The organism is Pseudomonas sp. NBRC 111124 (assembly GCF_001320245.1).
Taxonomy (GTDB): domain Bacteria; phylum Pseudomonadota; class Gammaproteobacteria; order Pseudomonadales; family Pseudomonadaceae; genus Aquipseudomonas.
Genome location: NZ_BCBA01000017.1, coordinates 1 through 25,735, shown reverse-complemented (window position 1 = coordinate 25,735; position 25,735 = coordinate 1). Strand labels below are relative to the sequence as shown.

The window sequence follows — 25,735 nt, the reverse complement described above, 5'->3', positions numbered from 1 at the left end:
TTCGAAATGAGTGAAGCGATCAAACAGCCTGCCGGCCACGAAGGCATCATCCAGATGCAGGGCGTGAACAAGTGGTACGGCCAGTTCCATGTGCTCAAGGACATCAACCTGAACGTGCGTCAGGGCGAGCGTATCGTCCTGTGCGGGCCGTCCGGGTCGGGCAAATCGACAACCATCCGCTGCCTGAACCGCCTGGAAGAGCACCAGCAGGGGCGCATCGTGGTCGATGGCGTGGAGCTGACCAACGACCTCAAGCAGATCGAGGCGATCCGCCGCGAGGTGGGCATGGTGTTCCAGCACTTCAACCTGTTCCCGCACCTGAGCATTCTGGAAAACTGCACCCTGGCGCCGATGTGGGTGCGCAAGATGCCGCGGCGCAAGGCCGAGGAAATCGCCATGCACTACCTGGAGCGGGTTCGTATTCCAGAGCAGGCGCACAAGTTCCCGGGGCAGCTGTCCGGTGGCCAGCAGCAGCGCGTGGCGATTGCCCGGGCGTTGTGCATGAAACCGAAGATCATGCTGTTCGACGAACCGACCTCGGCGCTGGACCCGGAAATGGTCAAGGAAGTGCTCGATACCATGGTCGGCCTGGCCGAAGACGGCATGACCATGCTCTGCGTGACCCACGAAATGGGCTTTGCCCGCACCGTGGCGAACCGGGTGATCTTCATGGACAAGGGCGAGATCGTCGAGCAGGCGGCACCGGATGACTTCTTCGACCGACCGCGCAGTGACCGGACAAAGCTGTTCCTCAGTCAGATCCTGCATTGATGCAAAAAGGGGCCGCTATGCGGCCCCTTCTTTTTACTTCTCTTCCGGGTTGGCGGCCGGTGCCGGAGGCGGCCGCAGCCCCACCTCGGCGATCAGTTTCAGCTGCTGACCATTGCGCATCACCTCGATGGTGATCTTGTCGGTCGGCTTGATCCGCGCCACTTGGTTCATCGACTTGCGCCCGTCACCGGCCGGTTCGCCGTTGATGCTCAGAATCACGTCACCCAGCTGCAACCCGGCTTTCTGCGCAGGGCCGTCGCGGAAGATGCCGGCCACCACGATGCCTGGGCGGCCCTGCATGCCGAACGACTCGGCCAGTTCCTGGCTCAGCGGCTGCACCTCGATACCCAGCCAGCCACGGATCACCTGGCCGTGCTCGACGATCGACTTCATCACCTCCAGCGCCAGCTTGATCGGGATGGCGAAGCCGATGCCCTGGGAGCCACCGGACTTGGAGAAAATCGCCGTGTTGATGCCCACCAGGTTGCCATTGGCGTCGACCAGCGCACCGCCGGAGTTGCCCGGGTTGATCGCCGCGTCGGTCTGGATGAAGTCTTCATAGTTGTTCAGGCCCAGCTGGTTGCGGCCGGTGGCGCTGATGATGCCCATGGTCACGGTCTGACCAACACCGAACGGGTTGCCGATGGCCAGCACGACATCGCCGATGTGAATGCTGTCGGAGCGGCCAATGGTGATGGCGGGCAGATTTTTCAGGTCGATCTTCAGCACCGCCAGGTCGGTTTCCGGGTCGCTGCCGATCACCCGTGCCAGGGTTTCGCGGCCGTCCTTCAGGGCCACGACGATCTGGTCGGCGCCGCTGGTGACGTGGTTGTTGGTCAGCAGGTAGCCCTCGGGGCTCATGATCACCGCCGAACCCAGACTCGACTCCCAGCGGCGCTGCTTGGGCAGGTTGTCACCGAAGAAACGGCGGAACTGCGGGTCTTCGAACAGCGGGTGAGCAGTCTTGTTCACCACCTTGGTGGTGTACAGATTGACCACCGCCGGGGCGGCGAGGGTCACAGCATCGGCGTAGGACACCGGCCCCTGCATGATCCGTGTGGTCTGCGGGGCTTGTTGCAGGTTGACGTCCTGGCTGGGCAGGCCGACCCACTCCGGGTAGCGCTGGATGATCAGCACCGCGATCAGAATGCCGGTGAGCAGGGGCCAGCCAAAGTAACGCAAAGCCTTGAACATGAACGAGTCCTGGAAAAGAGCGGGGGCCTGTGGCCGCGCAGTGGGGCATGAGCGCGCGCGATCATACACCGGTTCCCCCGATGCCGGCGACGGCCCATAATGGCCGGCATTATACGGGCGTTCGTCAGGCGTTGTGCCTGAGAAAAGCGCAGATTTCGAGGAGATTTTCATGGCCGTCGCACTCAACACCCTGGTCGAGGAAGCCGAACGCTACCTGGGCAGCGCGAAGATCCAGGATTATTGCCCCAATGGCCTGCAGGTCGAGGGCCGGCCGCAGGTCAGCCGCATCGTCAGCGGCGTTACCGCCAGCCAGGCGCTTCTGGATGCGGCGGTCGAGGCCGAGGCCGACCTGATCCTGGTGCACCATGGCTACTTCTGGAAGGGCGAGAACCCGTGCGTAACCGGAATCCGCCAGCGCAGGCTGAAGACCTTGCTCAAGCACGACATCAGCCTGCTGGCGTTTCACCTGCCTTTGGACGTGCACCCGGAAGTCGGTAACAACGTGCAGCTGGCGCGGCAACTGGACATCACCGTGGAAGGGCCGCTGGACCCGGAAAACCCCAGGGTAGTCGGGCTTGTCGGTTCACTGGCGGAGCCCGTGACTGCGCGCGATTTTGCCCGTCGTGTGCAGGAAGTGCTCGGGCGTGAGCCTTTGTTGGTGGAAGGTGACGAGATGATCCGCCGGGTGGGCTGGTGCACCGGGGGCGGGCAGGGCTATATCGACACGGCGATTGCTGGCGGGGTAGACCTGTACCTCACCGGTGAGGCGTCCGAGCAGACCTACCACAGCGCCCGGGAAAACGGGGTCAGCTTCATTGCCGCGGGCCACCATGCCACCGAGCGGTATGGGGTGCAGGCCCTCGGTGACTATCTGGCGCGGCGGTTTGCCGTCGAGCACCTGTTCATCGATTGCCCGAATCCCATCTGACCTTGCTCATTGGGTCGCAAAGCGGCCCAAACCCCCAGTCATATCGTTAGACTTTTTCGATCTAGCCCGCCTCCTAAATAGAAGCAGTCGCTGTGATAAAGTGACCCGCTCGAACACGGCCCGCTGGCCGTCCATAAGATCGTTTTTCGTGTTTTTTCGTGAGTAGCCATGGTCGACAAACTGACGCACTTGAAACAGCTGGAGGCGGAAAGCATCCACATCATCCGCGAGGTGGCCGCCGAGTTCGACAACCCGGTGATGCTGTACTCGATCGGCAAGGATTCCGCCGTGATGCTGCACCTGGCGCGCAAGGCCTTCTTCCCGGGCAAGCTGCCGTTCCCGGTGATGCACGTCGACACCCAATGGAAATTCCAGGAGATGTACAGCTTCCGCGACAAGATGGTCGAGGAAATGGGCCTGGAGCTGATCACCCACGTCAACCCAGAGGGTGTGGCGCAGGGCATCAACCCCTTCACCCATGGCAGCTCCAAGCACACCGACATCATGAAGACCCAGGGCCTCAAACAGGCACTGGACAAGCATGGTTTCGACGCCGCCTTCGGTGGCGCGCGCCGCGACGAAGAGAAGTCGCGGGCCAAAGAGCGTGTCTACTCGTTCCGTGACAGCAAGCACCGCTGGGACCCGAAAAACCAGCGCCCCGAGCTGTGGAACGTGTACAACGGCAAGGTCAACAAGGGCGAGTCGATCCGCGTCTTCCCGCTGTCGAACTGGACCGAGCTGGACATCTGGCAGTACATCTACCTCGAAGGCATCCCGATCGTGCCGCTGTACTTCGCCGCCGAGCGTGAAGTCATCGAGAAGAACGGCACCCTGATCATGATCGACGACGATCGCATCCTCGAACACCTCTCCGAGGAAGAGAAAGCACGCATCGTCAAGAAGAAGGTGCGTTTCCGTACCCTTGGCTGCTACCCGCTGACGGGCGCTGTCGAGTCGGAAGCCGAGACGCTCACCGACATCATTCAGGAAATGCTCCTGACGCGCACTTCCGAGCGCCAGGGCCGAGTCATCGACCACGATGGCGCCGGTTCCATGGAAGACAAAAAACGTCAGGGCTACTTCTAATTTTCAGGGTTACTCCATGTCGCACCAATCCGATTTGATCAGCGAAGATATCCTCGCTTATCTGGCTCAGCACGAGCGTAAAGAACTGCTGCGTTTCCTCACCTGCGGCAACGTGGATGACGGCAAGAGCACCCTGATCGGGCGCCTGCTGCACGACTCGAAGATGATCTACGAGGACCACCTCGAGGCCATCACCCGTGATTCGAAAAAGGTCGGCACCACCGGCGAAGAAATCGACTTGGCACTGCTGGTCGACGGCCTGCAGGCCGAGCGCGAGCAGGGCATCACCATCGATGTTGCCTACCGCTACTTCTCTACCGCCAAGCGCAAGTTCATCATCGCCGACACCCCGGGCCACGAGCAGTACACCCGCAACATGGCCACCGGTGCGTCCACCTGTGACCTGGCGATCATCCTGGTCGATGCCCGCTACGGCGTGCAGACCCAGACCCGCCGCCACAGCTACATCGCCTCGTTGCTGGGCATCAAGCACATCGTGGTTGCGGTCAACAAGATGGACCTCAAGGGCTTCGATGAAGGTGTGTTCGAGTCGATCAAGGCCGACTACCTGAAGTTCGCCGAAGCCATCAACCTGACCCCGAGCAGCCTGCACTTCGTGCCGATGTCGGCGCTCAAGGGCGACAACGTGGTCAACCACAGCGAACAATCGCCGTGGTACGCCGGCCCGACGCTGATGGAAATCCTCGAAACCGTCGAAGTGGCGGCCGACCGCAACTTCACCGACCTGCGTTTCCCGGTGCAGTACGTCAATCGCCCGAACCTGAACTTCCGCGGCTTCGCCGGCACCCTCGCCAGCGGCGTGGTGCACAAGGGCGACGAAATCGTCGTGCTGCCGTCGGGCAAGAGCAGCCGGGTCAAGTCCATCGTCACCTACGAAGGTGAACTGGAAAGCGCTGGCCCAGGCCAGGCCGTCACCCTGACCATGGAAGACGAGATCGACATCTCCCGTGGCGACCTGCTGGTGCACGCCGATAACGTGCCGCCAGTCACCGACCAGTTCGACGCCATGCTGGTGTGGATGGCCGAGGAGCCGATGCTCCCGGGCAAGAAGTACGACATCAAGCGCGCCACCAGCTACGTGCCGGGCTCGATTGCCAGCATCACCCACAAGGTCGATGTGAACACCCTCGAGCAGGGCGCTGCAAGCGCGCTGCAGCTGAACGAGATCGGCCGCGTCAAGGTGGCCCTGGACACCTCGATCGCCCTGGACGGTTATGACAGCAACCGCACCACCGGTGCGTTCATCGTCATCGACCGCCTGACCAACGGCACCGTCGGCGCCGGCATGAGCATCGCACCGCCCGTCCTGCCACACGGCAGCACCGGCCAGCATGGCAAGCAGGCTCACGTGGCCACTGAAGAACGCGCCCTGCGCTTCGGCCAACAGCCGGCCACCGTGCTGTTCAGCGGCCTGTCCGGCGCTGGCAAGAGCACCCTGGCCTATGCCGTGGAGCGCAAGCTGTTCGACATGGGCCGTGCGGTGTACGTGCTCGATGGCCAGAACCTGCGCCACGACCTGAACAAGGGCCTGCCACAGGACCGCGCCGGCCGCACCGAGAACTGGCGCCGCGCCGCCCACGTGGCGCGCCAGTTCAACGAAGCCGGCCTGCTGACCTTGGCGGCGTTCGTTGCCCCGGATGCCGAAGGTCGCGAACAGGCCAAGGCACTGATCGGCAAAGACCGCCTGGTGACCGTTTACGTGCAGGCTTCGCCGCTGGCGTGCCGCGAGCGTGACCCGCAGGGCCTGTACGCTGCCGGTGGCGACAACATCCCGGGGGAAAGCTTCCCGTTCGATGTGCCGCTGGATGCTGACCTGGTGATCGATACCCAGAACACCAGTGTTGAGGAAGGTGTGAAGCAGGTGCTGGATGTGTTGCGTCAGCGTGGCGCGATCTAAGGATTGCTGCTTGTGAAAACCCCGCTTCGGCGGGGTTTTTTATTTCTGTGAAATGACAGATTGCTTTACATCTAGACTAATTGACAAGTTGACAGTTTTTGCACGGCACCCTAACCTTTGGGAACAGGGGCTATTCAGGCCCTGAGGAGGGTCTATGACTGCGGTCACCCATGATGCCATTCATCCCGCTCTCGCTCGCATCGAGGCCGCCAAGGCTGCCTTGCGGGAGCGTTTCGAGGAGCATCTTGCTCGAGCGTCGGCGGCGGTAGTGCTGAAAGCCGTGGCGCTTGCAGATGAGAAGGCTTTTGCTGCACTCGCCAAGGTCGAGGTTGAGGCGAAGCGAAGTATTGCAACGCGCAACCAGGAGGCGGTGGCCAGGATGAAGGCGCGTGCCTTTGAGCGGGTAGACAGCCGCTGTGAACTGCTTGACGCAAAGGCCGCCTGCGAAATTTTGGGCATTACCAAGCAAGCACTGAGTCAGAAAACCAAGGCGGGGAAGCTCCTGGCGTACACCAATACCAGTAATCGCAGAAAGTTTTACCCGTCGTTTCAGTTTGCCGAAAACAAGCCAAGGTCAATTATTGAAGCATTGATTAAATCGCTAGATCTCGATCCTGCTGAAACCGAAGCAATGAACACGCTCGTTCAGCATCTGGTCGGCAGGATGGATTACTCGGACCCAGGCGAGTTGCGCAATGAAGTGCCTCGGTTTGAAGTACTGGATGATCCGGCCGCTGTGGAAATCATCAAGCGTGACTACCGTAATGCATTAATGGCGGGACAGTGATGGCGGACCTCGTGAGAGGTCCTTTTTTGTGTTTATTCCATGACTACACCCAGGCTCTCCAGGAATTCCACAGCCGTCTCCCCATTAGATAGCAGTGCTTCCACGACAAGCTGGTGGCTGATCGCCTCGACTTGGCGCCTACGGCCTTCGAACAGAACAAGGTTGCACCCGTCCATGGACCCGGTCACGGTGTAAACCGCTGACTGATAGAGCAGACCATCGACCTCGCCGACATTCATGCAAGCCCTGCTGATTTTTTGGGTGAGTGCGTAACCCTCTCGCCCCTGTCCCTTGGCCTGCACGATATCGCGCACTTTGTGGTGGGTGGCTCTGTTCGCCAAGGCGGCGACGTCAACCACGTTCAACACGCGTGCTGCCTTAAGGCGATGCAGTGACGTTTGCGCCAGTCGCCAGAGACTAACTGACTGGTCATCAACACCCTGGCCAGGCTGGAAGGACTCGGCCACGGCAACTTCCTCGGTAAGGCCGAGGTAATAGACACCGATCTGTCTGGCGGGATCGGGATAGCGTGTGTCGGAGCCAGCACGATAGTTGATGGAGTTGGCATCGTAGCAGGAGGGCTGGACGCGGTGCAGTATTGTACCCACAGGTATCTGGCGTATCAGTTCCGGGTATCTGCTCAGTGTTTCCAGCACTTGACTGGCGAATGTATCGTCGGGCTGCTTTGCCGGACCGCTCATGAAATGCCTCCAAGCAATCGCGGTGGTGTTCGCAGATAGCGCCAAATGAACGGGCTGGGCTACCTAGCTCTTCTTGTCTTCGACTGACTTGAAGTGCCGGTCATAGTCACTTTGGCGTTCACATCCCTGCTTGTAAGGATCCATGTCACAGGAAAATTTCTGGTTCTGCTGGTCAGGCAAAAGAAAGAACTTGCCGTCTACACAACCGGTCAGAAACAGCATCAACACCCACACAGACTTGTTCATTGCACGTCCTTGAACAGGGGAAGTCCCTTTGATTTTCGCCAGGCGATGATACGTGCGATCACCCCCATGGCGCAGCCCTCCAGTTCGTTTGCTGGGTAGTAGAGGAGGTCGGAGCCGTCCGGGTGTTCGGTCATTTCGATAAGGTGTTCGAGCAAGCGATCCTGCCAGGCCGAGGTGCCGGAAGCCTGTAGCAATTCCTCAACCACAGTCCTGAATTCGGCGCAGGTGTAGTCGGCAAGTAAGTGCTTTTGACTGATCACCACTTCACCTCCGATGACAGCGCGTACTGCAGGGCACTCATGATCCGAAGGTTCTCGGCGTCGTACATAGCGCCGCCAGAGGCGGGTGGGTCGAGGTGACAGACTTGATAATCGCGCACGCCTTTCGCCGTTTCGCCAAAGGGCGCGCGGGGTGGCCATCCTTGCTTGATGCGATTGAGTTGCGAGGTAACGAATTGTTGAGAGTAGATCGGGTCTTCAGCGATTGCCAGCCAGAAAGCCTGAGAGAAATCGTCGAAGTTGTTGAAGGTTTGCTCTGCAAGCTTGTTTGTGATGTGCTCGGGGAGGTGGAGTGCCATGTCAGCGTTTCTCTCTTAAAAAGATATCGAGATCATGAATGCTTGTTTGGGATGGAAATATTCACCGTGCCACACTGGATGTAGGCTTTTTTCTAAGAATCTGTAGGACTGTTCTTGCTCCATCGGGAGGCACCCCGCCGGAGCGGGGTTTCGGACTCAAGGGGCTTTCAATCCGGGTTTTTGGTGGGAGGCGCGCCACTCTTTCACAATTCTTAAAATTTCTTCAGGGGTGTCCAATCCATCGGCCTCGGGCCAATAAATAAGGTCGGATCCGCTGGGATGTTCACAGATTTCTTTGAATTTCAAAATGCGTAGATCCAGTTCTTTTTCGCTTACATCATCCGCGGGATCGGTGATGGAGGTAATAAACTCAAGAAATTCAGCCTCGGTGAAGTCGGAAAATATTTTATTGTCTTTCATTGCAATGTCCCGTAGTGGATTCTGTTGTGAGCTTCTGGTGTCACCACTCTTATGTTGTCTACGTCGTATACGGCGCCACCCTCCGAAATTGGAATGACATGGTGGAGTATAAAGGTAGCATTACCTTTGTAGTGGTCGATGTCGCGCGCCTTAGGGGCGTAGCCTTTACTCATGAGTTTATTGTTTGTAGTGTTGAATTGCTTCGAGAGCTCTGGTGTATTGGCGACGATTTTCCAGAATTCACTTCTGAACGCATCAAAGTCACGAAATTCCCTGCCTCTAAGCAAGTCTGCAATTACAGTAGGAATTGCGGCGCCAGCTTTCCGGGTCTCCTCTGAAAGCCAGACACCTTCAACCATTGATCCTTGACCTGTGACGGTTCCCGGTTCATACCTAGGGCTCTTGAAAACCACCAGGATAGGCGGCAATCCCGAGTCGATCGGGAAGGTGATGATCAGCCGTTCCTGATCGAGAAGATCCAGTGCAGGATAGCTTTCCGTTGTGTTGCTTACAGGGTTGAGACTGCTGCCGGTGTAAACAATCGTGCCGGGCGGAGCGGGTGGCAGGCTAGTGGAGCTACCTTCACCACCTCCGGGCGGGCTGGCGGGTGTCCAGGTCAGGATGCGCTGTGGGTTCTCCAGTGCGAGGCTGTAAACCTGCCGTTCAGTATCAAATGTTGCGGCCCGTACCGGCACTGCCTTACCGCCGGGAACCACGTACAGGCTGATGTCGTTTGCGTCCTCACTACCAGCAAGTAAATAAGGCACGTCCACGCTGGCTGATGAAAGGGCGAGGGCGGCCAAGTCAGGCCCGTCTGGTGGAGAAAGGCTGGAGAGAGGAGTGCTGATCAGGTACCGCCTTTCCGAATTACCCAGCGTTGCAGGCCAGGCTGCCGAAAGTATGGCTACAGCCAAGGGCGCCATTGTTGTAGCCAATCGACCTACTGCTGCAATGATCGCTCCGCGAATAGCAACCGACGCGACATCCGCAGCAAAGGTCGCCAACCCGATCGGAATGACGGTCGTCGCAGAGGCAGCGGAGTGGGTATCGTTGATGTAACTGATGCGTTGGCGTGCTGCCTCGGCTTCGCGCCGGGCCGCTTCTTCGGCAGCTATCCGTTCAGCTTCCGCTTGCTGACGTGCGGCTTCTTCGGTAGCTATCCGCGCTGCTTCTGCTTCCTGACGTGCAGCCTCCTCGGCAGCTGCACGTTCGGCTGCAAGCCTTGCCTCCAGTTGTTCCATTTCCATCGCTCGCTGGGTGAGATTTGCCATGGACGCGCTGAACTGCTGCAAATAGCGAATGGACTCTGTGAGCGCCAGGGCCCTGTGATAGTCCGCCCAAAGCACACCTGCTCGGCGGGTGGCCTGCTCATCGACGAGGTGTTGCAATGCCTCGATTTGTGGCTTGGAAAGTGGCCCGGCGATGCTTGGGTTTGAGCTGCTGAAGGCAGGTGCCTCGGCTTGCTTCGCCGCGATGAGCGCCTTGGCTGTGTTTATATACGCAGAGAAACGCTGGGTGAAGGAATCGGTTTCCTGGATTGGAGTGGACTGAGCCACTTGGTACTGCAGGAAGTTGGGCAGGCAGTCGAAGCAGATCTGTTGTTCATTAAGAATTTGCGCAGACCGCCGTTCGATTGCTTTTGAGAGATCAACAGTGGGTTGGGCGAGTTCTGTCTCGTCGACCTGGCGGGCCATTTCAGGTAGGTCCGCCGCCAGTGCCTGAAACTTCTGCGCTGCGATGTGCAAGCGGTAGGCGGCATCCACCGAGGCGCCGTAAGTTTCCCAGACTCGCCGCCCCCATTCCTCGGCGGAGCTACCCATTGGGAATGCATCGTCGTCGTTCAACCGAGTGGCGAAAGAGTCGTAGCGTTTGTAAAAAGGAATGGCGCCGTAGAAGCCTGTTGCCACGGGGGCTATTTGAAGATACTCGGCGCGCTTCGTTTGCAAGCTCGTTGTATTGAGTTGTTGGCGTAACTCAACATGCCGGCTAAGGTTTCCAGCCGCCCCCGCGATTGCTTGTTGTTCAATGGCAGCGCGTTCAGCACCGATTTGCTCCGGAAGTTGCTTAAGGGCGGGCGCGTATTGATCTGCGTGGCCATTGTCGACAGCTAAAAGCTCATCGCCGAAAACCGTTCGCCAGCCTTTTTCCTGGGCAAAAGGGCTAGGCCCTCCAGTACCTCGCGGCCGCCCTGCATCAAGCCCCCAGCCGCCATAGCCGGTCCCAGACAACGTGGGCAATGGGCTGAGAGGCACTCGATCCGGGGCTTGCGCGCGCGTCAAGACGCCCTCATTCAGATTCAGCGTACCGCGGGAATCACGGAAGGGTTGACCAAATTTGACAGTTTCATTTTGAGCCATGTAGTCATCCTCCTGGTCGCTACATGGCAAAGCGTGCTCCAGGCAGTTTTTCCTGTATGTCAGGCGCTGCTCGTCAATCAGTAGGAGGATTCCTACTGACTGGAAAGATCTGTTTCAGATGTGTTTTTCAGCAACAGGAATAACGCGTCTTTCCTTAACCGCCTTGTAGGAAAAACTCGAATAAATCTCCTTCACACCGGGCAACCGCTGCAGCACTTCCCGAGTAAACTCCCCGAACGACTCCAGATCCCTCGCCAGAATCTCCAACAGAAAGTCATACCGTCCAGATATGTTGTGGCAAGCAACAATCTCTGGAATTTCCATCAGCCGTTGCTCGAACGCCAGCGCCATGTCCTTGGTATGCGAATCCATCATGATGCTCACAAACGCTGTGACCCCAAACCCCAGCGACTTGGGCGACAAGATGGCCTGATAGCCGGTGATATAGCCGTTGTCTTCCAGCAACTTGACCCGCCGCCAGCACGGTGAGGTGGTCAGCGAGACCTGATCGGCAAGTTCGGAAATGGTCAGGCGGGCGTTGTCCTGCAGGGCAGCGAGCAGGGCGCGGTCGGTGCGGTCGAGGCTTGAAGGCATGGTTTGCCCTCCTGCTGTTGTATTTGTTGTTTTCTTTCCAAAAGCGGCGCGAAAGCGTGGGTGATTTTGGAAAAATTCAGGTAGCTCGGTGGCATAAGCTTATAACAAACCACCAGAGGCTGTTGCCATGTGCGACTCCCATAACAAGACCGGTTTTTCCACCCGCGCTATCCACCATGGCTACGACCCCCTTTCCCACGGCGGCGCCTTGGTGCCACCGGTTTACCAGACTGCAACCTATGCCTTCCCCAGCGTCGAATACGGCGCGGCATGCTTTGCCGGGGAAGAGGGCGGGCACTTCTACAGCCGCATCTCCAACCCGACCCTGGCTTTGTTGGAGCAGCGCATGGCTTCACTGGAGGGGGGCGAGGCAGGGCTGGCGCTGGCGTCGGGCATGGGCGCCATTACTTCCACCTTATGGACCTTACTGCGCCCCGGTGACGAGCTGATCGTCGGGCGCACGGTGTATGGCTGCACCTTCGCCTACATGCACCATGGCATCGGCGAGTTCGGGATAAAGATCCGCCATGTCGACCTCAATGACCCCACGGCCTTGAAGGCTGCGATCAACGCTAAAACCCGGATGATCTACTTTGAAACTCCGTCCAACCCGAACATGCAACTGGTCGATATCGCCGCAGTGGCTGAAGCGGCACGGGGGCATGACCTGCATATCGTGGTCGACAACACCTATTGCACGCCCTACCTGCAGCGTCCATTGGAGCTGGGGGCAGACCTGGTGGTGCACTCGGCAACCAAGTACCTCAGTGGCCATGGTGATATCACGGCCGGGCTGGTGATCGGGCGCAAGGCACTGGTGGACCGAATTCGCCTTGAAGGCCTCAAGGACATGACCGGTGCGGTATTGTCGCCTCACGATGCCTCATTGCTGATGCGTGGCATCAAGACCCTCGCGTTGCGCATGGACCGCCACTGCGCCAATGCCCAGCAGGTTGCCGAGTTTCTCGCGCGTCAGCCTCAGGTCGAGCTGATCCAGTATCCGGGGCTGCCATCGTTCGCCCAATACGAACTGGCGCAGCGGCAAATGCGCTTGCCGGGCGGGATGATCGCTTTCGAGCTCAAGGGCGGAATCGAGGCCGGGCGGCGCTTCATGAATGCGCTGCAACTGTTTGCCCGGGCGGTGAGCCTTGGCGATGCTGAATCGCTGGCGCAGCATCCGGCGAGCATGACCCATTCCAGCTACACGCCTGAAGAGCGGGCGCATCACGGCATTTCCGAGGGGCTGGTGCGGCTGTCGGTAGGGCTGGAGGATGTGGAAGACCTGCTGGCGGATGTCGAGCAGGCATTGCAGGTTTGCAGCTAGGTTGCCTGGGCTGGCCTATTCGCGGGTAAACCCGCTCCTACAGGTACGGCGCCGTCTTTGAAACATGTGCGGACCCGTGGGAGCGGGTTTACCCGCGAAGAGGGCAGTGAATCCAGCCCACAAAAAAGGCCTCTCGCGAGGCCTTTTTCATGTTCAGCAGATCAACGCTTGAGCCCGTAGCTCTCGTCGAGCATGCCCGGCGAGTTTGGCGACTTCGGTGCATAGTCACGTGGCACTTCAGCGGTGTCTTTTGGCGGGGTCAGGCGGTCACGTGGACCCTGGCTACCCTCGGAGTGCAGCGCGGCGAGCAGGCGCTGGCGGGTGACGTCATCGAGGGCCAGGTTGTTGGCGCCTTCGGCCAGGTGATCCTGCACATCCTGGTAGCTCTGGGTCAGCTTCTTGACCAGCAGTGCGGTGCTGTTGAAATGGGTTACCACTTCATTCTGGTAATTGTCGAAGCGCTGCTGGATATCGTCCAGCTGACGCTGGGTGCTGCTGGGCGCCGCATTGGGCAACAGGCGGGCCACGATGAAACCGACCGCCACACCGATGACCAGGGCCAGGGTTGGCAACAACCAAACAAGGAGCGAGAGTTCCACGAGTCCTTCCTCTATAAACGGCTTTGCTTTACGTTAACGGCTCAGACCTGCGCTGTATACCGCGAGCGATCGCAAATCAGAACAGAATTCCTCACCTAGACGAAACGACCCCCTTCGAGGTCACGGAGTAGTGCCTTGCTTGTTCGCGAAACCCCCTTGTTCATCGACGGCCCGATCGGCCAGCTGGAAGCCTTGTACCTGGATGTGGCCGATGCCCGCGGTGCGGTGCTGATCTGCCACCCCAACCCGGTTCAGGGCGGCACCATGCTCAACAAGGTGGTCTCGACCCTGCAGCGCACCGCCCGCGACGCCGGCTACGTGACCCTGCGCTTCAACTACCGCGGTGTTGGCCAGAGCGCCGGCAGCCATGACATGGGCGCTGGCGAGGTGGCCGATGCCGAGGCCGCCGCAGCCTGGCTGCGCGCGAAGCACCCGGAATTGCCGCTGGTGTTGATGGGCTTCTCATTCGGTGGCTTCGTCGCCACCAGCCTGGCCGGGCGCCTGGAAGCGCAAGGGGTGGCGCTGCAACAGCTGTTCATGATCGCCCCGGCGGTGATGCGCCTGACTGCCGACTTCCCGCTGCCGCAGCGTTGCCCGATTGCTGTGGTGCAGCCTGACGCCGACGAAGTCGTCGATCCGCAGCTGGTTTACGAATGGTCCGACGCACTGGGGCGCCCCCATGAGCTGCTGAAAGTGGCAGAATGCGGACACTTCTTCCATGGCAAGCTGACCGATCTGAAGGATCTGCTGCTGCCGCGCCTCGAATTGAGCCAAGCCTGAATAAGCGAACACCCATGACCACGCGCATCCTCACCGGTATCACCACCACCGGCACCCCGCACCTGGGCAACTACGCCGGCGCCATCCGCCCGGCGATCGTCGCCAGCCAGCAGCCGGGTGTCGACTCGTTCTACTTCCTGGCCGACTACCACGCCCTGATCAAGTGCGACGACCCGCTGCGCATCCAGCGCTCGCGCCTGGAAATCGCCGCCACCTGGCTGGCCGGTGGTCTGGATCCGGCGAAGGTGACCTTCTACCGCCAGTCCGACATCCCCGAGATCCCCGAGCTGACCTGGCTGCTGACCTGCGTCGCGGCCAAGGGCCTGCTCAACCGCGCCCACGCCTACAAGGCCTCGGTGGACAAGAACCTGGAAGCCGGCGAAGACCCGGATGCCGGCGTGACCATGGGCCTTTACAGCTACCCGGTGCTGATGGCCGCCGACATCCTGATGTTCAACGCCAACAAGGTGCCGGTCGGCCGTGACCAGATCCAGCACGTGGAAATGGCCCGCGACATCGGCCAGCGCTTCAACCACCTGTTCGGCCAGGGCAACGACTTCTTCGCCCTGCCGGAGGCGGTGATCGAGGAGAGCGTGGCGACCTTGCCGGGCCTGGACGGTCGCAAGATGTCCAAGAGCTACGACAACACCATCCCGCTGTTTACCAGCGCCAAGGACATGAAGGACGCCATCTCGCGCATCGTCACCGACTCGCGTGCGCCTGGCGAAGCCAAGGACCCGGACAATTCGCACCTGTTCACCCTGTTCCAGGCCTTCTCGACGCCGGCGCAGTGCGCCGAATTCCGCGAAGAACTGCTGCAGGGCCTGGGCTGGGGCGAGGCCAAACAGCGCCTGTTCCAGCTGCTCGACGGCCAGCTGGCCGAGAAGCGCGAGCACTACCACCAGCTGATCGCGCGCCCGGCGGACCTGGAGGACATCCTCCTCGCCGGCGCCGCCAAGGCCCGCAAGATCGCCACCCCGTTCCTCGAGCAGCTGCGTGAGGCCGTTGGCCTGCGCTCGTTCCGCAGCAGCGTGCAGGCCAACACCGAAGTGAAGAAGAAAGCCGCCAAGAGCGCGCGCTTCGTCAGCTTCCGTGATGAGGAGGGCAGCTTCCGCTTCCGCCTGCTGGCCGCCGATGGCGAGCAACTGCTGCTGTCGCGCAGCTTCGCCGACGGCAAGAGTGCCGGTGCCGTGAGCAAGCAGCTGCAGCAGGGCGGCGACGCCGATGTGCGGGTTGACGGCCTCGGTTTCAGCCTGTGGCTGAACGACGAACAGGTTGCCGACGGGCCGCAGTTCGATAGCGCCGAAGCCCGTGATTCGGCGATCGAAAGCCTGCGTGTAGCCCTTGCGCCACAGCCGGACTGAGGCATTTCGCCTGTAGGAGCGGGCTTGCCCCGCGAACACCGGCATGGCCGGTGCCATCCAGCACTTTGCTGGCATGGATGAGGCATATTGACGCAAGTCTGATTGCCATTAAGCGGGCCTGTCGCTACAGTGACGGCCCGTTTTTTGTTGCCTCGCTAACGAAATCATGACGCCCCTAGAACGATATCAAGCAGATCTGAAACGTCCCGACTTCTTCCATGACGCGGCGCAGGAAACTGCGGTGCGTCACTTGCAGCGTCTGTACGACGACCTGGTGCACGCGCAGAACAACAAGCCGGGCGTGTTCGGCAAGCTGTTCGGCAAGAAGGAGCAGACGCCAGTCAAAGGCCTGTACTTCTGGGGTGGCGTAGGGCGCGGCAAGACCTATCTGGTCGACACCTTCTACGAAGCGCTGCCGTTCAAGCAGAAGATGCGCACGCACTTCCACCGCTTCATGAAGCGCGTCCACGAGGAAATGAAAACCCTCAAAGGCGAGAAGAACCCGCTGACTCTCATCGCCAAGCGCTTCAGCGAAGAAGCCAAGGTGATCTGCTTCGACGAATTCTTCGTTTCCGACATCACCGATGCCATGATCCTCGGCACCCTGATGGAAGAGCTGTTCAAGAATGGTGTCACGCTGGTGGCGACTTCCAACATCGTCCCCGACGGCCTGTACAAGGACGGCCTGCAGCGCGCGCGCTTCCTGCCGGCCATTGCCATGATCAAGCAGTACACCGACGTGGTGAACGTTGACAGCGGCGTCGACTACCGTCTGCGTCATCTGGAGCAGGCCGAACTGTTCCACTATCCGCTCAATGACGCAGCGCACCAGAGCATGCGCGCCAGCTTCAAGGCGCTGACGCCCGAGTGCACCCAGGCCGTCGAGAACGACGTGCTGATGATCGAAAACCGCCCGATCAACGCCCTGCGCACCTGCGACGACGTTGCCTGGTTCGACTTCCGCGCCCTGTGCGACGGGCCGCGCAGCCAGAACGACTACATCGAACTGGGCAAGATCTTCCATGCCGTGCTGCTGAGCAACGTGGAGCAGATGGGCGTCGCAACCGACGACATCGCCCGCCGCTTCATCAACATGGTGGACGAGTTCTACGACCGCAACGTCAAGCTGATCATCTCGGCTGAGGTGGAGCTGAAGGACCTGTACACCGGCGGGCGCCTGAGCTTCGAGTTCCAGCGCACCCTGAGCCGGTTGCTGGAAATGCAGTCGCACGAATTCCTGTCGCGCGCGCACAAGCCATAAGATCCCGGGGCCGCTTTGCGGCCCTTTCGCGACACGAGGCCGCTCCTACAGGAAATCGCGTTCCCCTGTAGGAGCGGCCTCGTGTCGCGAAAGGGCTGCAAAGCAGCCCCTATGCTTCAAGCCTCTTGCACGAACTGCTGCCGATACTGGTTCGGCGACAACTCCGTGTGCTGGCGAAACAACCGCGCAAAGAAACTCGCATCGTCATAGCCGACCTCATAGCTGATGGTCTTGATGCTCTTGCGCGTACTCGACAGCAGCCCCTTGGCCGTCTCGATGCGTAACCGCTGCAGGTAGTGCAACGGCTTGTCGCCGGTCGCCCCCTGGAAGCGCCGCATGAAGTTGCGGATGCTCATGCCATGGTTGCGGGCGACGTCCTCGAAGCGGAACTTGTCGGCGAAGTGTTCCTCCAGCCAGTGCTGGATCTGCAGGATGATCAGGTCCTGGTGCAGCTTCTGGCCGCCGAAGCCCATGCGCCCAGGCGTGTAGTTGCGCTGCACTTCGTAGAGGATGTCGCGGGCCACGGCGCGCGCCACGTTGGCACCGCAGAAGCGCTCGATCAGGTAGATGTACAGGTCACAGGCTGAAGTGGTGCCGCCGGCGCAGTACAGGTTGTCGGCGTCGGTCAGGTGCTTGTCCTGGTTCAGGCGGATCTTCGGGAAGCGCTCGGCGAAGCTGTTGAAGAAGCGCCAGTAGGTGGTCGCCTCCTTGCCGTCGAGCAGGCCGGATTCGGCCAACCAGAATACCCCGCTGGCTTCGGCGCACAACACCGCGCCACGGGCGTGCTGTTCGCGCAGCCACGGCAGCACCTGTGGGTAGCGTTGCAGGAGGTTGTCGAAATCGTCCCAGTAGGCTGGGAGGATGATCACGTCGGCATCATCAAGGCCACCATCGACCGGCAGCTGCACATTGCTGAAGCTGTCCACCGGCTGGCCATCGGGGCTCACCAGGCGAATCTCGAACATGGGCTGCAAGCCCAGGCCCAGCTGCTTGCTGTAGCGCAAGCTGGCGAGGTGGAAGAAATCCTTGGCCTGCATCAGGGTCGAAGCGAACACCTTGTCAATGGCCAGGATGCTGACGCGCCGCAACGACGCGGAGGGTTGGGTAAACATCATTGTCATTGTTCTTATAGGGTAGAGTGGTCAATCACCGGCTGGATCGTCTTATTTTTTGGCGATTGTGTCTACCCCGTGCAGCAGAGGGGCCGCGAAGCGACCCCATTCTTGTCAAGGTGCCGGGTTCGGCTGCTCCTGATGGATCGCTTCAATTGCCGCCAGCAGCTCGTCGCTGAGGTTCAGCTGCAGGCTGTCGAGGTTGCTCTGCAGCTGCACGAGGTCGGTCGCGCCGATGATGTTGCTGGTCACGAATGGTTGCCGGGTCACGAACGCCAGGGCCATCTGCGCCGGGTCCAGTCCATGTGCCTGGGCCAGCTGCACATAACGGCTACAGGCCGCCACGGTCTGCGGGTTGGAATAGCGGGCGAAGCGGCTGAACAGGGTCAGGCGGCCTTTCTCTGGCCGAGCGCCATTCTCGTACTTGCCCGACAGCATGCCGAACGCCAGTGGCGAATAGGCCAGCAGGCCGCATTGCTCGCGGATCGCCACTTCCGCCAGGCCCACTTCGAAGCTGCGGTTGAGCAGGTTGTAAGGGTTCTGGATCGACACCGCCCGCGGCCAGCCACGGGTCTCGGCCAGGTGCAGGAATTTCAGAGTGCCCCACGGGGTTTCGTTGGACAGGCCGATGTGGCGGATCTTGCCGGCTCGCACCTGCTCGTCGAGCACTTCGAGGGTTTCTTCCAGCGGGGTGAACAGGTCGTTGGCCAGGTGCTGGTAACCGAGCTTGCCGAAGAAGTTGGTGCTGCGCTCCGGCCAGTGCAACTGGTAGAGGTCGATGCGGTCGGTCTGCAGCCGCTTGAGGCTCTCGTCCAGCGCGGCAACGATGTGCTGACGGTTGTGCTTGAGCTGGCCGTCGCGAATGTGGCTGATGCCGTTGCCGGGGCCGGCGACCTTGCTGGCCAGTACCCAGTCATCGCGGTCGCCGTTGGCGCGGAACCAGTTGCCGATGATGCGCTCGGTGGCAGCGTAGGTCTCGGGGCGCGGCGGCACCGGGTACATTTCGGCGGTGTCGATGAAGTTGATGCCGCTGGCCTTGGCCAGGGTAATCTGCTCGAAGGCCTCGTCCTGGGTGTTCTGCTCGCCCCAGGTCATGGTGCCCAGGCACAGGGCGCTGACGTCGAGGTCGGTACGACCGAGCTTGCGGTATTCCATCGGGAAAACTCTCCTTGGCTGAGAAGCCCATCAAAGCAGGTTGAAATTTTTCTCGCAATCTGGATAATTCTGCACCTCTCCGTGTGGTGGGAGTGATGCACCGCCACGCAGGAAGAACCCCGTCGAACATTGGCGTGCCCGACCCGAGCCCCCAAAAGCGTCAGCGTTCGGCTGCGCGCTTGCCCTTGGCAAGTTGTGCACTATCCAGTAAGATTCGCCGTCTATTTTTCGCTGGGCGGCCTCTGAGGCTTTAGAGAATGAAAACTTTTACTGCTAAACCGGAAACAGTAAAGCGCGAGTGGTTCGTAGTCGACGCCGCTGGCCAGACCCTGGGTCGTCTGGCTACCGAAATCGCTAGCCGTCTGCGTGGCAAGCACAAACCAGAATACACCCCTCACGTTGACACCGGCGACTACATCGTCGTCATCAACGCTGAACAGGTTCGTGTGACTGGTGCCAAGTCTTCCGACAAAATGTACTACTCCCACTCCGGTTTCCCAGGCGGCATCAAGGAAATCAACTTCGAGAAGTTGATCGCCAAGGCCCCTGAGCGTGTTATCGAAACCGCGGTCAAGGGCATGCTGCCTAAGAACCCGCTGGGTCGCGACATGTACCGTAAGCTGAAAGTGTACGCGGGTGCTGCTCACCCACACACTGCTCAGCAGCCTCAAGAACTGAAGATCTAACGGGAAAGTTCATTATGTCGGCGACTCAAAATTACGGCACTGGCCGTCGCAAGACCGCAACCGCTCGCGTTTTCCTGCGTCCGGGTACTGGTAACATTTCCATCAACAACCGTTCTCTGGACGTGTTCTTCGGTCGCGAAACCGCTCGCATGGTTGTTCGCCAGCCGCTCGAGCTGACCGAAACCGTTGAGAAGTTCGACATCTACGTCACCGTTTCCGGTGGTGGTGTCAGCGGTCAGGCCGGTGCGATCCGTCACGGTATCACCCGCGCTCTGATGGAATACGACGAAACCCTGCGTGGCGCTCTGCGTCGTGCTGGCTACGTCACCCGCGACGCTCGTGAAGTTGAGCGTAAGAAAGTGGGCCTGCGTAAAGCGCGTAAGCGTCCTCAGTACTCCAAGCGTTAATACCGCTTCGGCAGTCGAAAAAAGCCCGGTTCCTTGGAACCGGGCTTTTTTTTGTCCTTGAACTAACCTGTCAGCATGTCGGTGACCGCTGGTCGTATAGACACAGATCAAGCAAAGCGCGGGTTATAGCTCCTTGTGGGGGTAATCACCTTGTCACTGTGTGGATTTGTTTCTTACCATGACGGCCAATTTTTAATGCCACAGACACAACCTAAGTACAGGCCAGGTCCAACTGGCCAAGCAAAGCTGATGGGAGAGGACTGAATGAGCAATGACGGCGTCAACGCAGGCCGGCGCCGCTTCCTCGTAGCCGCGACATCCGTGGTCGGGGCAGCGGGGGCAGTGGGGGCTGCGGTACCGTTCGTGGGGTCATGGTTTCCCAGTGCCAAGGCGAAGGCCGCCGGTGCACCGGTGAAGGTCAATATAGCCAAGGTCGAGCCGGGGCAGCAGATGGTTGCCGAATGGCGTGGCCAGCCGGTGTTCATCGTACGGCGAACGGCGGAGATCCTCGGCAACCTGAAGAAGATCGAAGGTGACCTCTCTGATCCTGAATCGAAGAACTCGGTGCAACCGACCTATGTCGACCCTGAAGTTCGCTCGATCAAGCCAGAAATCCTCATTCTTGTCGGCCTCTGCACCCACCTGGGCTGCTCGCCGACCTTCCGCCCGGAAGTTGCGCCCGCAGACCTCGGGCCGAAGTGGGTCGGTGGCTATTTTTGCCCATGCCACGGCTCCCACTACGACCTGGCCGGTCGTGTCTACAAGTCGCAGCCGGCGCCTCTTAACCTGCCAGTGCCGCCGCACTCGTATGAGTCGGACGACATCGTCGTCATCGGCGTCGACCAGGAGAAAGCATGATGAGCAAGTTCATGGACTGGATTGACGCTCGCTTCCCCGCGACCAAGATGTGGGAAGACCACCTGAGCAAGTATTACGCGCCCAAGAACTTCAACTTCCTGTATTTCTTCGGCTCGCTGGCGCTGCTGGTGCTGGTCAACCAGATCGTCACTGGCGTGTGGCTGACCATGAGTTTCACGCCCTCGGCGGAAGAGGCCTTTGCCTCGGTCGAGTACATCATGCGCGACGTCGAGTACGGCTGGATCCTGCGCTACCTGCACTCCACCGGTGCCTCGGCGTTCTTCATCGTGGTCTACCTGCACATGTTCCGCGGCCTGCTTTATGGCTCTTACCAGAAGCCCCGCGAGCTGGTATGGCTGTTCGGCATGCTGATCTACCTGGCATTGATGGCCGAAGCCTTCATGGGCTACCTGCTGCCTTGGGGGCAGATGTCGTACTGGGGTGCCCAGGTGATCATCTCGCTGTTCGGTGCCATTCCGGTGATTGGTGGCGACCTGACGCAGTGGATCCGCGGTGACTACCTGATCTCGGGCATCACCCTGAACCGCTTCTTCGCCCTGCATGTGGTGGCCCTGCCGATCGTGATTCTCGGCCTGGTGGTGCTGCACATCCTGGCCCTGCACGAAGTAGGTTCCAATAACCCCGATGGTGTGGACATCAAGAAGAAAAAGGATGAAAACGGCATCCCGCTCGACGGCATTCCGTTCCACCCGTACTACACCGTCAAGGACATTGTCGGCGTGGTGGTGTTCCTCTTCGTGTTCTGCGCCGTGGTGTTCTTCTTCCCCGAAATGGGCGGTTACTTCCTGGAAAAACCCAACTTCGAGCAGGCGAACGCGTTCAAGACTCCGGAGCATATCGCCCCTGTGTGGTACTTCACGCCGTTCTACGCGATCCTGCGCGCGGTGCCTGACAAGCTCATGGGTGTAATCGCCATGGGTGCGGCGATTGCCGTGTTGTTCGTGCTGCCCTGGCTCGACCGCAGCCCGGTACGTTCCATGCGCTACAAGGGCTGGCTCAGCAAGGTCTTCCTCCTGGTGTTCTGCATTGCCTTCGTCATCCTCGGCATTCTCGGCGTCCTGGCACCTACTCCTGGCCGTACCTTGCTGTCGCAGGTATGCACGGTGCTGTACTTCGCCTACTTCCTGCTGATGCCGTTCTACACAAGGCTCGAGAAGACCAAACCGGTTCCGGAAAGGGTGACTGGCTGATGAAAAAGTTGATTGCAGTATTTTTACTGGCAGTGATGCCTGCCTTTTCCTTCGCTGCCGAGCATGGCCTGGAGCTGGACAAGGTCGATATCGATCTCACCGACAAAGCGGCCATGCAAGACGGTGCGCGCACCTTCGCCAACTATTGCATGGGTTGCCACAGCGCCAAGTTCCAGCGTTACGAGCGGGTGGCCGATGACCTTGGCATCCCCCATGAGCTGATGCTCGAGAAGCTGGTGTTCACTGGCGCCAAGATCGGCGACCACATGCAGATCGGCATGCAGCCCAGCGATGCCAAGACCTGGTTCGGTGCCGCGCCGCCCGACCTGACCCTGGTCGCCCGGGTGCGAGGTACCGACTGGTTGTACACCTACCTGCGCAGCTTCTATGAGGACACGTCGCGCCCGTACGGGGTCAACAACAAGGTGTTCCCGAACGTCGGCATGCCTAACGTGCTGGTCGGCCTGCAGGGCAATCAGGTGGTTGGCTGCAAGCAGGTGCAGATGGTGGTCGATGGCAAGAAGCAATTCGACCCGTTGACGGGCAGTCCGCTGACGCATGAGGCCTGTGACCAGCTGACCATTACGCCGAATTCCGGTACCCTGAACGCCGAGCAGTTCGACGAGAAGGTCAAGAACCTGGTGACCTTCCTGGCCTATTCGGCCAACCCGGTCAAACTGGAAAGCCAGCGCATCGGTACCTACGTGTTGCTGTACCTGGCTTTCTTCTTCGTATTTGCCTACTTGCTCAAGCGCGAATACTGGAAGGACGTGCACTGATCACGCAGTAATTTCTGGTAGTTGAACGCGCCTGCGGGGGCCTGGCAAATGTGCCAGGTCCCCGCGGGCGCGTTTTCATTTAGAGTTTTACAAGCATCCCCTGCGAGGAGGCGCTACATGGGCGCAACCAACCGGTTAGCCTGTTATTCCGACCCTGCTGACCATTATTCTCATCGAGTACGCCTTGTGCTCGCCGAGAAGGGCGTCAGCGTGCAGGTCATCGACGTCGATCCTGCGCGGCTGCCGGCCAAGCTGGCAGAGGTGAACCCTTACGGCAGCGTGCCGACCTTGGTCGATCGTGACCTGGCGTTGTATGAGTCGACCGTGGTGATGGAATACCTCGAGGAGCGTTATCCACATCCGCCACTGATGCCGGTGTACCCGGTGGCGCGTGGTAACAGCCGTCTGCTGATGCACCGCATCCAGCGCGACTGGTGCGCCCTGGCTGATATCATTCTTGGCCCGCGCAGCACCGAGGCCGCCCGTGCCGAGGCGCGCAAGGCATTGCGCGAGAGCCTGACCGGTGTATCGCCGTTGTTTGGCGAGTTCGCTTGTTTCATGAGCGAGGATCAAAGCCTGGTCGACTGTTGTCTATTGCCCATACTCTGGCGCTTGCCGGTAATGGGTATCGAATTGCCGCGGCAAGCCAAGCCGCTGCTGGATTACATGGAGCGACAATTCGCCCGCGAGCCCTTCCAGGCGAGCCTGTCCTCCGTTGAACGTGAAATGCGCAAGCTTTAAGGAGCCGTTGATGAACTCCAGTCGCCCCTATCTGGTTCGAGCACTGTACGAGTGGATCGTCGACAACGATTGCACGCCCCATATGCTGGTCAATGCCGAATTCCCGGCAGTTCAGGTGCCACAAGGTTTCGCCAGTGATGGCCAGATCGTGCTGAATATTTCGCCGAGTGCCGTGCGCAATCTGCACATGGACAACGACGCCGTGAGCTTCGAGGGTCGCTTCAGTGGTGTTGCCCATTCGTTGTTTGTGCCGGCTGGTGCCATCCTGGGTATCTATGCCCGCGAGAACGGCCAAGGCATGGTCTTCGAGCTTGAGCCGCCGCTGATGGACGGCGATGAGCTGGAAGACGAAGAGGTCGAGCCGGATGATGACGGCCCGCCGGAAGGGGGTAGCCAGCCGCCGCGCCCAAGCGGGCGGCCTAGCCTGAAGGTGGTCAAGTAACAAAAAAGGCGATCCGAATGGATCGCCTTTTTATTTGCCGCGAGGTTGCGCTTACAGGTCGCTGATGGTGCGGACCTGATCGCGATTGATGCGGGTGCGCTTGCCGTCGAGTTGTTGGAACTCGTAGAAGCCTGTGTCCTTCTCGAAGTGCGGCGTATCGACGGCCTGGATTTCGCGGCCGTCGTTGAGGGTGATCAGGCTTGGGGTGGAGCAGCCTGCCAGGGCGGCGAAGGTGCCGAACAGCAGGGCGGGCAGCAAAAGCTTTTTCATGCGGTGTTTCCTGAATAGCTGGGGTTGGAGCAGGTTGATACTTGATCAGTCGATGTACTCGAACAGCTTGACGATCTTCTGCACGCCAGACACGCCCTGAACCACGGCAGTGGCGGAGTTGGCCTCTTGCTGAGTCACCAGGCCCAGCAGGTAGACGATGCCGTTCTCGGTGATCACCTTGATGCGCGAGCTGGGCACGGCATTGTCAGTGAGCATCTGGGTCTTGATCTTGGTGGTCAGCCAGGCGTCGTTGTTGCGCGCCAGGATGGAGGAGGGCTGCATCACCTGCAGTTCGTTGTGCACTTTCTTCACGCGCTGGACCTGGCTAGCGGTCTGTTCAGCCAGGCTCTTGAGGTCGGCGCGCGGGGTTTGGCCGGCGAGCAGGACGATGCCGTTGTAGCTGCTGACGACAATGTGCGAGCTCTTGTCCAGGTCTGGGCTGGCCTTGGCAATGTTGACCGAAGCCTTGGTCTCGATCAGCGAGTCATCGATCTTGCTGCCGATGGTACGGGTGCCGCGATCATCCTCGATCGGCGAGTTGCGGGTCGAGTTCAGTACCGAGCTGCAACCGGTGACGCTAAGGCACAGTGTCAGGGCCATCAGGCCGAGGCGTATGGGGGTCATTCTTCACTCCCGAACAATTGGCTGTCGATCAGATCGCAAAGGCAGTGGATCGCCAGCAGGTGGACTTCCTGGATACGTGCGGTGACCGTCGACGGTACGCGGATTTCGACGTCTTCGGGCAGCAGCAGTGAAGCCATGCCGCCACCATCACGTCCGGTCAATGCTACGACAATCATTTCGCGATCATGTGCGGCCTGGATCGCTTGAATCACGTTGGCAGAGTTGCCGCTGGTCGAAATCGCCAGCAGCACGTCGCCGGGTTGGCCCAAGGCGCGGATCTGCTTGGAGAAAATCTCGTTGTAGCTGTAATCGTTGGCGATCGAGGTCAGCGTCGAGCTGTCGGTGGTCAGGGCGATGGCCGGCAGGCTCGGGCGCTCACGTTCGAAACGGTTGAGCAGCTCCGAAGAGAAGTGCTGGGCATCGCCGGCCGAGCCGCCGTTGCCGCAGGCGAGCATCTTGCCCTCGTTGAGCAGCGCATTGACCATGACCAGGCTTGCCTGCTCGATGTGCGGTGCCAGGATGTCCATTGCCTGTTGCTTGGTG

Annotated in this window: 30 protein-coding genes; 16 read left to right on the top strand and 14 right to left on the bottom strand. The window is 60.0% G+C overall.

From position 1 onward, the window contains the following. The first annotated feature begins 6 nt into the window (after nt 1-6). Nucleotides 7-771 carry an amino acid ABC transporter ATP-binding protein gene (locus APH28_RS08925; RefSeq protein WP_060508581.1) on the top strand — a complete coding sequence of 255 codons (765 nt, stop codon included), beginning with the start codon at nt 7-9 and terminating at the stop codon, nt 769-771. A 33-nt stretch (nt 772-804) separates the two neighbouring features. On the opposite strand, the gene algW is transcribed toward APH28_RS08925, so the two are convergent. Then, nucleotides 805-1,965 (bottom strand): Do family serine endopeptidase AlgW, encoded by a 1,161-nt coding sequence (algW, locus tag APH28_RS08920; protein ID WP_060508580.1) that lies wholly within the window; start codon nt 1,963-1,965, stop codon nt 805-807. 169 nt (nt 1,966-2,134) lie between these two features. On the opposite strand from algW, the gene APH28_RS08915 reads away from it, so the two are divergent. The 4 genes from APH28_RS08915 (at nt 2,135) to APH28_RS08900 (ending at nt 6,684) form a co-directional block, all read left to right on the top strand. After that, nucleotides 2,135-2,893, top strand: coding sequence for a Nif3-like dinuclear metal center hexameric protein (locus tag APH28_RS08915; protein ID WP_060508579.1), 759 nt, complete (start codon nt 2,135-2,137; stop codon nt 2,891-2,893). A gap of 168 nt (nt 2,894-3,061) precedes the next feature. Next, a complete protein-coding gene (gene cysD / locus APH28_RS08910) occupies nt 3,062-3,979 on the top strand; it encodes a sulfate adenylyltransferase subunit CysD (RefSeq protein WP_060508578.1) in 918 nt (305 codons plus the stop codon). Between the two features lie 16 nt (nt 3,980-3,995). Beyond that, nucleotides 3,996-5,897, top strand: a complete 1,902-nt coding sequence (gene cysN / locus APH28_RS08905; RefSeq protein ID WP_060508577.1) for a sulfate adenylyltransferase subunit CysN — start codon at nt 3,996-3,998, stop codon at nt 5,895-5,897. A gap of 154 nt (nt 5,898-6,051) precedes the next feature. Continuing rightward, a complete protein-coding gene (locus tag APH28_RS08900; RefSeq protein ID WP_177334250.1) occupies nt 6,052-6,684 on the top strand; it encodes a hypothetical protein in 633 nt (210 codons plus the stop codon). Between the two features lie 32 nt (nt 6,685-6,716). Here APH28_RS08900 and APH28_RS08895 read toward each other — a convergent pair whose 3' ends face one another. The 7 genes from APH28_RS08895 to APH28_RS08865 form a co-directional block, all read right to left on the bottom strand. After that, nucleotides 6,717-7,385, bottom strand: coding sequence for an RES family NAD+ phosphorylase (locus tag APH28_RS08895; protein WP_060508576.1), 669 nt, complete (start codon nt 7,383-7,385; stop codon nt 6,717-6,719). Between the two features lie 63 nt (nt 7,386-7,448). Next, on the bottom strand, nt 7,449-7,631 hold the full coding sequence (locus tag APH28_RS08890; RefSeq protein WP_060508575.1) for a hypothetical protein: 183 nt from the start codon (nt 7,629-7,631) through the stop codon (nt 7,449-7,451). Further along, entirely contained in the window at nt 7,628-7,891 is a 264-nt protein-coding gene (locus tag APH28_RS08885) for a bacteriocin immunity protein (protein WP_082432279.1), read from the bottom strand. Before APH28_RS08885 ends, APH28_RS08890 begins: the two co-directional genes overlap by 4 nt. Further along, a complete protein-coding gene (locus APH28_RS08880; RefSeq protein WP_060508573.1) occupies nt 7,888-8,208 on the bottom strand; it encodes an S-type pyocin in 321 nt (106 codons plus the stop codon). The genes APH28_RS08885 and APH28_RS08880 overlap by 4 nt, the downstream gene beginning before the upstream one ends. A gap of 156 nt (nt 8,209-8,364) precedes the next feature. Continuing rightward, complete coding sequence (locus tag APH28_RS08875; protein WP_060508572.1) at nt 8,365-8,628, bottom strand: bacteriocin immunity protein; 264 nt, start codon at nt 8,626-8,628, stop codon at nt 8,365-8,367. Next, the gene (locus APH28_RS08870) at nt 8,625-10,985 is read right to left on the bottom strand and encodes an S-type pyocin domain-containing protein (protein ID WP_082432278.1); all 2,361 of its coding nucleotides are present in this window, start codon (nt 10,983-10,985) and stop codon (nt 8,625-8,627) included. The genes APH28_RS08875 and APH28_RS08870 overlap by 4 nt, the downstream gene beginning before the upstream one ends. Nucleotides 10,986-11,099: 114 nt before the next feature. Beyond that, nucleotides 11,100-11,579 carry an Lrp/AsnC family transcriptional regulator gene (locus APH28_RS08865; RefSeq protein ID WP_060508571.1) on the bottom strand — a complete coding sequence of 160 codons (480 nt, stop codon included), beginning with the start codon at nt 11,577-11,579 and terminating at the stop codon, nt 11,100-11,102. Nucleotides 11,580-11,706: 127 nt separating this feature from the next. Here APH28_RS08865 and APH28_RS08860 point away from each other — a divergent pair, with 127 nt between their 5' ends. Beyond that, entirely contained in the window at nt 11,707-12,903 is a 1,197-nt protein-coding gene (locus APH28_RS08860; RefSeq protein ID WP_060508570.1) for a methionine gamma-lyase, read from the top strand. Nucleotides 12,904-13,064: 161 nt separating this feature from the next. Here the strand turns inward: APH28_RS08860 and APH28_RS08855 are convergent, their stop codons facing one another. Further along, complete coding sequence (locus tag APH28_RS08855; RefSeq protein ID WP_060508569.1) at nt 13,065-13,502, bottom strand: YhcB family protein; 438 nt, start codon at nt 13,500-13,502, stop codon at nt 13,065-13,067. Between the two features lie 135 nt (nt 13,503-13,637). Here APH28_RS08855 and APH28_RS08850 point away from each other — a divergent pair, with 135 nt between their 5' ends. The 3 genes from APH28_RS08850 (at nt 13,638) to zapE (ending at nt 16,907) form a co-directional block, all read left to right on the top strand. Next, nucleotides 13,638-14,282 carry an alpha/beta hydrolase gene (locus APH28_RS08850; RefSeq protein WP_060508568.1) on the top strand — a complete coding sequence of 215 codons (645 nt, stop codon included), beginning with the start codon at nt 13,638-13,640 and terminating at the stop codon, nt 14,280-14,282. Between the two features lie 14 nt (nt 14,283-14,296). After that, a complete protein-coding gene (locus tag APH28_RS08845; protein ID WP_060508567.1) occupies nt 14,297-15,646 on the top strand; it encodes a tryptophan--tRNA ligase in 1,350 nt (449 codons plus the stop codon). A gap of 166 nt (nt 15,647-15,812) precedes the next feature. Beyond that, nucleotides 15,813-16,907: a cell division protein ZapE gene (zapE, locus tag APH28_RS08840; RefSeq protein ID WP_060508566.1), complete on the top strand. Its 1,095-nt coding sequence runs from the start codon at nt 15,813-15,815 to the stop codon at nt 16,905-16,907. 116 nt (nt 16,908-17,023) lie between these two features. On the opposite strand, the gene APH28_RS08835 is transcribed toward zapE, so the two are convergent. Beyond that, nucleotides 17,024-17,944: a GlxA family transcriptional regulator gene (locus tag APH28_RS08835; protein WP_177334251.1), complete on the bottom strand. Its 921-nt coding sequence runs from the start codon at nt 17,942-17,944 to the stop codon at nt 17,024-17,026. A gap of 189 nt (nt 17,945-18,133) precedes the next feature. Further along, nucleotides 18,134-19,174 (bottom strand): NADP(H)-dependent aldo-keto reductase, encoded by a 1,041-nt coding sequence (locus APH28_RS08830; RefSeq protein WP_060508565.1) that lies wholly within the window; start codon nt 19,172-19,174, stop codon nt 18,134-18,136. Nucleotides 19,175-19,431: 257 nt separating this feature from the next. On the opposite strand from APH28_RS08830, the gene rplM reads away from it, so the two are divergent. From rplM to APH28_RS08795, 7 genes are all read left to right on the top strand, one after another. Next, nucleotides 19,432-19,860 carry a 50S ribosomal protein L13 gene (gene rplM / locus APH28_RS08825; protein WP_003260798.1) on the top strand — a complete coding sequence of 143 codons (429 nt, stop codon included), beginning with the start codon at nt 19,432-19,434 and terminating at the stop codon, nt 19,858-19,860. A 14-nt stretch (nt 19,861-19,874) separates the two neighbouring features. Continuing rightward, complete coding sequence (rpsI, locus tag APH28_RS08820) at nt 19,875-20,267, top strand: 30S ribosomal protein S9 (RefSeq protein ID WP_003260797.1); 393 nt, start codon at nt 19,875-19,877, stop codon at nt 20,265-20,267. Nucleotides 20,268-20,531: 264 nt separating this feature from the next. Then, nucleotides 20,532-21,125, top strand: coding sequence for a ubiquinol-cytochrome c reductase iron-sulfur subunit (gene petA, locus APH28_RS08815; protein WP_060508564.1), 594 nt, complete (start codon nt 20,532-20,534; stop codon nt 21,123-21,125). Further along, a complete protein-coding gene (locus APH28_RS08810; RefSeq protein ID WP_060508563.1) occupies nt 21,125-22,336 on the top strand; it encodes a cytochrome bc complex cytochrome b subunit in 1,212 nt (403 codons plus the stop codon). Before petA ends, APH28_RS08810 begins: the two co-directional genes overlap by 1 nt. Then, nucleotides 22,336-23,115, top strand: coding sequence for a cytochrome c1 (locus tag APH28_RS08805; protein ID WP_060508562.1), 780 nt, complete (start codon nt 22,336-22,338; stop codon nt 23,113-23,115). The genes APH28_RS08810 and APH28_RS08805 overlap by 1 nt, the downstream gene beginning before the upstream one ends. A gap of 117 nt (nt 23,116-23,232) precedes the next feature. After that, nucleotides 23,233-23,856, top strand: a complete 624-nt coding sequence (locus tag APH28_RS08800; RefSeq protein WP_060508561.1) for a glutathione S-transferase N-terminal domain-containing protein — start codon at nt 23,233-23,235, stop codon at nt 23,854-23,856. A 10-nt stretch (nt 23,857-23,866) separates the two neighbouring features. Continuing rightward, nucleotides 23,867-24,298, top strand: coding sequence for a ClpXP protease specificity-enhancing factor (locus tag APH28_RS08795; RefSeq protein WP_060508560.1), 432 nt, complete (start codon nt 23,867-23,869; stop codon nt 24,296-24,298). A gap of 51 nt (nt 24,299-24,349) precedes the next feature. Here the strand turns inward: APH28_RS08795 and APH28_RS08790 are convergent, their stop codons facing one another. The 3 genes from APH28_RS08790 to APH28_RS08780 form a co-directional block, all read right to left on the bottom strand. Further along, complete coding sequence (locus tag APH28_RS08790; RefSeq protein WP_060508559.1) at nt 24,350-24,568, bottom strand: YgdI/YgdR family lipoprotein; 219 nt, start codon at nt 24,566-24,568, stop codon at nt 24,350-24,352. Between the two features lie 45 nt (nt 24,569-24,613). Further along, nucleotides 24,614-25,192 carry a BON domain-containing protein gene (locus APH28_RS08785; RefSeq protein WP_027918007.1) on the bottom strand — a complete coding sequence of 193 codons (579 nt, stop codon included), beginning with the start codon at nt 25,190-25,192 and terminating at the stop codon, nt 24,614-24,616. After that, a partial coding sequence (locus APH28_RS08780) for a phosphoheptose isomerase (RefSeq protein WP_060508558.1) occupies nt 25,189-25,735 on the bottom strand: 547 nt, incomplete at its 5' end. The genes APH28_RS08780 and APH28_RS08785, both read right to left, overlap by 4 nt.